Below are 6,799 nucleotides of genomic sequence, written 5' to 3' on the forward strand. Positions count from 1 at the left end.
TACTGTACTGATTGATCGCAGCGCGTTAGCGTAGCGTAAGCAGTTAAAATTAATTAAGGGTATTATTATGGATCTTAATCCGGCAACAATCAGAATCAAAAACCTGCGCTTACGCACTTACATCGGCATTAACGAAGATGAGATTGCGAACAAACAAGACGTAGTAGTAAACGCTAAAATTGTTTATCGCGCAGAAACAGCCGCACAAACCGATGATATGGCTAACGCGCTAAATTATCGCACCATCACCAAACAAATTATTGCCCTGGTTGAAAACAATCGCTTTGGTTTATTAGAAAAACTCACCTCTGATGTCCTCGCTTTAGCCAGTGCGCATGCCTCTGTTAGCTACGCTGAAGTGGAAATCGACAAACCGCATGCCCTGCGTTTTGCCGATTCTGTTTCGCTAACCTTATCGGTTAACAAATAACCCGCTATACTTCAATAAAGGTTGATGTGTTACAACTGTTTGTAACAACAACGTAAGTAAGGGTACCTGATATGCAGATCCTCATTACTGGCGGCACTGGCTTAATCGGCAGTGCTTTAGTACGACTTTGGCAAGCTGAGCACAAACTGCTGATCCTCAGCCGTACCGGCCGTAAAAGTGCTAACAGCAATATTCACTATATTAATGCCCTCTCAGAAGCGGATTTTAATACCATTGATGTGGTGGTGAACTTGGCTGGCGAACCTATCGCTAAGCGCCGTTGGAGCGAAAAGCAAAAAGACCTTATTTGCCAAAGCCGTTGGCAGTTAACCGAGCAACTCAGCCAACTGATCAGTCAAGCCACAACGCCTCCAAAATTGCTGATCAGTGGCTCTGCTACGGGCTTTTATGGTAGGCAGGGTAATACCGAGATCACCGAAAACTACGACGCTTTCTTCCCTGAATTTACCCACGATATTTGTGCGAAATGGGAAAACTTGGCGATGCGAGCCAGTAGTGAAAAAACACGGGTTGCCTTATTACGTACCGGTATTGTGCTGGCCGAAGACGGCGGCGCTTTAGCCAAAATGTTACCACCGTTCAAAATGGCCTTAGGCGGAGTAATGGGCGACGGCACGCAATATATGTCGTGGATCCATTTAGACGATATGGTGAACCTTATCGACTTTATTATGCAAAACGACGAAATAAGCGGCCCGGTGAATGCCGTATCTCCGCGCCCAGTGACCAATAAAGTTTTCACGGCGGAGCTCGCTAAGCGCCTAAAACGCCCTGCGGTATTACCAATGCCTGCGTTTATGGCGACCTTGTTGTTTGGTGAAATGGCCGACATTTTGCTGTACGGGCAACGCGTGGTGCCGCAAAAACTGCTGAAAGCCGGTTTTACCTTTCGCTATCCGCAGCTATCGCAGGCCTTAGCGGCATTAACATTATGATGCCAAAGCAAAAAGCAAAATAACAAAACCCCTAACAGATTGTTAGGGGTTTTGTGGTTTTAGCGGCTTCTACTGGCTTTTCAGCCATTATCCTTGCAGCACCCGGCGGATCAATACCGCACCTGGCACTTGCAATAAACGGCGTAACTGCCACCAGCCCAAAGCCGACACTAACAGCGCACCACTGAGCGGCCCCATCCACCATAAGGCATAGTGAAAACTAAAGGGTAATTCAAACAAGCGCTGTTGCAGGGTTAATAACAACACTTCTGCCAGCACTGTGGCAAACAAGCCCGCTAACGCCCCCAAAAAAGTAAACTCTAAGATTAGTGCATTGCGTAAAAAAGCATAACGCGCGCCAAGGGTACGCAATATGGCTAACTCTTGCTCGCGCTGCTCTAATGTCGCTTGCACTTGTGCTACCAGTACCAATGCCGAAGCCAAGATAATTATCAGTAATATAAAGCTAAGTGCGACGGTGACTTGCGCAATAATGTCTTGCACCTGTTTGATTATCGCCTCGACACTTAATACAGTGACAGTGGGCATCAAACGCGCTAACTGATTGACGAGCTGATAGCGATCCGGCTCGATATAAAACGCCGTGATATAGCTCGCTGGAAAATCTTTCAACAAATCAGGGCTTAAAATCATGTAGAAATTTGGCTGCAAGCTGTTCCAATCGACCTGACGGATGCTGCTGATCTTGGCCGAGACCATTTGCCCGCCAATTGAAAACTGCACCTGGTCATCTAATTTCAAACCTAAGCGCTCAGCGAGTTCTTGCTCTACCGATACTTCACCGCGACTTTCAGTTGAAAACCAGTTACCACTTAAGATTTTATTGGCCGTAGGTAAAGTTGATAGCCACGTTAGGTTTAACTCGCGCCCAACGCCTGTGCGTTGTTCAGTGCGATCTTCTTTTGTGGCTTCATCGCGCATTTGCTCTTGGTTCACTTGCACTAAACGCCCCCGCACCACCGGATAAAACGGCTCGGATTGCAGTTGATGCGCTTTGGCAAAGTCTGCTAATTGGCTACGCTGCGCTTCGCTGACATTCACCAGAAAGTGATTGGGTGCACCTTCTGGGATCTGCTGTTGCCACTGACCAATTAATTCGGCACGAACAAAATACAGCAACAACGCCAAGAACAACGCTAAAGAAAAGGTAATTAACTGAAAGCTGTTCGCCCATAATCTACGGCGTAAATTGGCCAGCGCCAACTTGCCAGCACTGCTTTGGCCCGCGGCTACCGGTTTAGCGGCTTTCACCATTAAGGCGGCGATACCTAATAGCGCACCGACGAACACCCCACAAACTAAAAACAAGCCGATGCTAATTAACCATTCACCTGAGAACAGCCACATTAAACCGAATACTGCGACGGCGCCGGTGATAAATTGCCAACGATCAAACGCCAACTGCTGCACCGGTTGTTTTAGTACTTGGATCGCTGGGGTGATGGTTAATTGCCATAAAGGCCGCGCGGCAAACAGTAAGGCACATAAAATACAGGTTAGGCTACCCAGCCATATTGGCCGCAAACTAAACTCCGGCCGAAAATCACCGACATAAAGCACAATGGCCGATTCTACGCCCAGCAAGGTTACCTGCCCCAGCAGTAAACCTAAGCCTAAGCTAAACAACACCACCAACATTAAATGACTGCTATAAATGCGCCGAACTTGGGCGGTGGTCGCCCCTAGCGCTTTGATAATGGCAACGGCTTGCGCATGCCGCTGACTATAACGGCTTGCGGCTACCGCAGCAGCACAAGCGGCTAACACGATACCTAGCAAGCCAGCTAATAATAAAAACCGCTCAGCCCGCTCTAACGCGCCACCCACGGCGGTTTGCCGATCACGATTGCGCCAACGCTCGTGCACCGACATTAAGGGCGTTACCTCAGTAGCAAAACGGTCTAATTCAGCATTGCCACCGGCAAATAAATAACGGTAACTAATACGACTGCCCGGCTGCACAATGCCGGTGGCCGCAACATCTGCGATGTGCATGATCACGCGGGGCGAACCACCAAACACACTGAGTGGTGCATCGGGTTCATTGACAATAACACCAGCAACTTGCAAACGGCTGCTGCCTAATTCAATGTCATCACCAATAGACACTTCAAGTAATCCCAGCAAACGCGGTTCAACCCAAATTTGCCCGGGTGTTAAGCTGCCCAACTCACCGCTTAGCACATTATCGGATTGGTGAAGAACCAACTCACCGCGAAGTGGGTAAGCCGTATCAACGGCCTTTATGGTTGCTAATTGCATCTGTTGTGCACTAAACAGCATGGAATCGAACTGCATTTGCTGCGCCACTTGCAATGTTTGCTGCTGAGCTAAACGAATAATTTCTGGGTTAAATGGCTGACTAGAACCAAGAACGCGATCCGCAGCAATAAATTGCGCACTGCGCTGCTCCAGCGCCACGCGCACCGTTTGGGTAATGCCACTTAAGCTAACCACAGAGAAAACCGCTAAAAACAGCGCAAAGGCAATCACCCACAACTCGCCGCGTTTTAATTCACGCCAAAATAAGCGCCAGGCAATACTAGCCCACATGTGCTGGCTCCTCAGTATCAACAAAACGCCCTGCTTGCATTTTTAACTGGCGCTGACAACGTGCAGCAAGTTCTGCATTGTGCGTAACTAACACCAAGGTGGTGCCTTGTTGCTGGTTTAATTCAAACAATAAATCTTCAATACGCTGGCCGGTCGTGGCATCTAAATTGGCGGAAGGTTCATCGGCAAATAAAATGGCCGGCTGCGTAATAAAGGCGCGAGCAATGGCCACGCGTTGCTGTTCCCCCCCCGATAACTGCGCTGGATAAAAATCTGCACGGTCTTGCAGGCCAACTTGTTTTAATAGCGTTAACGCGCGTTGTCTTGCCTGCTTATCCCCAGCAAGCTCGGCGGGTAAGGTGATATTTTCAATGGCGGTTAAACTGGGTAGCAATAAGAACGATTGAAACACAAAACCAACATGCGCCGCGCGGATCCCTGCACGGTCATCTTCAGATAAGCTATGTAGCGGCTGCCCGGTTAAAAACACTTCACCGGCACTGGGCACATCTAAGCCGGCTAATAAACTCAATAAGGTCGATTTGCCTGAACCAGACGCACCAACAATGGCGACAGTCTCGCCTTGATTGATTGTCAGACTAATATCATGCAGGATAGTCAGTGATCCTTCGCTAACATTCACCCGTTTAGCAAGGTTAACCGCTTTAATATGAATTTCAGGTAGTTTAGTCATGCGCATCATCTTATGTTTTGTATTGTTTATTATTAGCCAGAACGCTCTGGCCCAAAAGTTCATGATCCTTGGCGATAGCTTAAGTGCGGCTTATGGCTTACAAGAATCGCAAGGCTGGCCCGCCTTACTGGCCGAAAAAACCGAGCTCACGCTAATTAACGCCAGCATCAGCGGCGAAACCACTGGTGGCGCCCTCGCCCGTTTACCCGCACTTCTAAAAGAACATCAACCCACCTGGGTATTAGTTGAGCTTGGCGGCAACGATGGCTTACGGGGGTTTACGCCACAGCTTATCGAAGATCAATTGCAACAAATTATTATCACAGCCAAGCAGCATAATGCCCAACCGATACTTATGCAAATACGCATTCCACCCAACTACGGACCACGTTACGTTGAGCGCTTTACCGCGATCTACCCGACACTCGCCGAGCAACATCAGATCCCGCTATGGCCGTTCTTTATGGATGAGATTGCGATTAAACCAGAATTGATGATGCAGGATGGTATTCATCCAACAGCTGAGGCGCAGCCGTTGATAAGGGATATTATGCTGCCGTTAATTATGCAGCTTAAACAGGCGCCTTAGCCCGTTCAGTTAGCGTCTGTTTTATATAAAATTAAATCAGCAAGGCGTTGCTCGATCAACTGCTCCTTTGCTTGATAGCGAGGGTCGGATGCGCCACCCCATTCTTGTTTAAACTGGGCTTCCGTTATTCCTTCAGGTAAATCAGTAATGGCAGGAAAAAAGGCTTGCTCAAACTCTGCAGGAGTAAGCTCATGCAATAATCGAGGGTTAATATTTTCAAGTTGTTGCACTAAAAACACACCCGCTTTATTTGCGGCCTGGTCAACAAAACTAAAACCGCTACCCCCTCGACCGGCATCATTAATTTCTTTTAGAAAACCTATTTGCCCGGCAAAATAGGTATTACTCATGCTTTTAAATGCCGCTGAATATAAAAAATGCAGCGTTAAATCAGCGCGCCCCGCTAGTTTTAATCTTGGAAAACCACTAAGCAAGCTGGTATCAATGGGTTCTGTTAAGTATGCAGAAAATTTCTTATTGCCAAATGCCACGACCAAAGCCCACAAGGCATTACGATACTCAGTTTCAAGATCACTAGACTCAGCGCGAATTAAAGCTGTTTTCAGCAGTTGCTGCATATAAAAAGCTAAGCGACGCTCAGCAGGATTATCCAAAACCAGTTGCTTTAGCGCTTGCAGGTAAAATTCAATATCGAGATCAGCTAACACCGCATCACGATTCCATAACGTTTCCACCCCAGATTGGCTGTTAAACAGACTAGGATTTAAAGCTAAAGAAATACTCTCAGGTTGATCACTATGAAACCTTAGTTGCTGTTCACGTACCTGAGCCGTTTTAAGAAGCTGTAATACTTGCTGATCAGAAGGTGAGTCTAATAACAAAATAACAGACTTTTTTAGCAGGTAATTGGCTATTCGACCCGAAACAGGTAATCGGCCTATTTTACAAGTATCAATGGCAAAGCCTCGGGAGGTCTCAACAAAAAAACAATAGGCATGAATTAAGCGCGGCTGAAACAGATCAGGCAAGCTGTAGACAACATTAAAAACAGCACTGCTCTCAAATAGTACAACTTGAAAAACTAAAGGCTGCAAAGTATGACTGGCCACATTACTCATGGCATCAAAGTCAGCTTGATTAAACACTAACTCAATATTACCCGCTGCTTTTTGAAATTTAGCTAAATTGGTAGAAAGCACCTGTTGCGAGGTTTTCACATCGTCACTGCTTAAAGTAGGTGACACTACCTGACCAGAAGTGGTTAGCCCCCAGAACAATAACGACAACAATAAAGCAAATATAACAAAGGCTTTGAAAATAAAAATAGCCAGTTTTCTAGCGAAAACCATTTACTTACCTCTAACCAACAGATGACTAGGAAGGATACCTAAACGCGCAGAAGGTTAGCACATTACCCTGTTCAAATGCGAAGTCTTTCATAAGCTAAAGGGCATTTCAGCAGCATCACAATTGTAAGCGTCCGGCCATCACATCTTTTATTTGCTGACTGATCACGCATCATATCTTTCTGTGTTGCCAACAATGAGAGTTATGTATGCCTGCTTTAAAACAACCCGATATACGTCGGTTCTTTT

6 protein-coding genes are annotated in these 6,799 nt (G+C 46.7%); 3 read left to right on the forward strand and 3 right to left on the reverse strand.

Translation table 11 applies throughout. The features are described from left to right. The first annotated feature begins 67 nt into the window (after positions 1-67). Both folX and L1N97_RS12025 read left to right on the forward strand, forming a co-directional pair. On the forward strand, positions 68-430 hold the full coding sequence (gene folX, locus L1N97_RS12020) for a dihydroneopterin triphosphate 2'-epimerase (RefSeq protein ID WP_229585127.1): 363 nt from the start codon (positions 68-70) through the stop codon (positions 428-430). 71 nt (positions 431-501) lie between these two features. After that, complete coding sequence (locus L1N97_RS12025) at positions 502-1,386, forward strand: TIGR01777 family oxidoreductase (protein WP_236129962.1); 885 nt, start codon at positions 502-504, stop codon at positions 1,384-1,386. Positions 1,387-1,473: 87 nt separating this feature from the next. Here L1N97_RS12025 and L1N97_RS12030 read toward each other — a convergent pair whose 3' ends face one another. After that, entirely contained in the window at positions 1,474-3,960 is a 2,487-nt protein-coding gene (locus L1N97_RS12030; protein WP_236129963.1) for an ABC transporter permease, read from the reverse strand. Beyond that, complete coding sequence (locus L1N97_RS12035) at positions 3,950-4,654, reverse strand: ABC transporter ATP-binding protein (protein WP_236129964.1); 705 nt, start codon at positions 4,652-4,654, stop codon at positions 3,950-3,952. The genes L1N97_RS12030 and L1N97_RS12035 overlap by 11 nt, the downstream gene beginning before the upstream one ends. On the opposite strand from L1N97_RS12035, the gene L1N97_RS12040 reads away from it, so the two are divergent. Then, positions 4,653-5,243 carry an arylesterase gene (locus L1N97_RS12040; RefSeq protein ID WP_442967235.1) on the forward strand — a complete coding sequence of 197 codons (591 nt, stop codon included), beginning with the start codon at positions 4,653-4,655 and terminating at the stop codon, positions 5,241-5,243. The two genes, L1N97_RS12035 and L1N97_RS12040, sit on opposite strands and share 2 nt — an antisense overlap. Before the next feature lie 5 nt (positions 5,244-5,248). Here the strand turns inward: L1N97_RS12040 and L1N97_RS12045 are convergent, their stop codons facing one another. Next, on the reverse strand, positions 5,249-6,553 hold the full coding sequence (locus L1N97_RS12045; RefSeq protein WP_236129965.1) for a hypothetical protein: 1,305 nt from the start codon (positions 6,551-6,553) through the stop codon (positions 5,249-5,251). Positions 6,554-6,799 lie beyond the last annotated feature (246 nt).

The sequence above is a fragment of the Rheinheimera sp. UJ63 genome, from assembly GCF_021568285.1.
Classification (GTDB): domain Bacteria; phylum Pseudomonadota; class Gammaproteobacteria; order Enterobacterales; family Alteromonadaceae; genus Alishewanella; species Alishewanella maricola.

What these genes read in the sequence shown, in the direction of transcription:
- L1N97_RS12035 (WP_236129964.1), bottom strand. Translation starts at nt 4,654, where the DNA reads ATGACTAAACTACCTGAAATTCATATTAAAGCGGTTAACCTTGCTAAA.
- folX (WP_229585127.1), top strand. Translation starts at nt 68, where the DNA reads ATGGATCTTAATCCGGCAACAATCAGAATCAAAAACCTGCGCTTACGC.
- L1N97_RS12040 (WP_442967235.1), top strand. Translation starts at nt 4,653, where the DNA reads ATGCGCATCATCTTATGTTTTGTATTGTTTATTATTAGCCAGAACGCT.
- L1N97_RS12045 (WP_236129965.1), bottom strand. Translation starts at nt 6,553, where the DNA reads ATGGTTTTCGCTAGAAAACTGGCTATTTTTATTTTCAAAGCCTTTGTT.
- L1N97_RS12030 (WP_236129963.1), bottom strand. Translation starts at nt 3,960, where the DNA reads ATGTGGGCTAGTATTGCCTGGCGCTTATTTTGGCGTGAATTAAAACGC.
- L1N97_RS12025 (WP_236129962.1), top strand. Translation starts at nt 502, where the DNA reads ATGCAGATCCTCATTACTGGCGGCACTGGCTTAATCGGCAGTGCTTTA.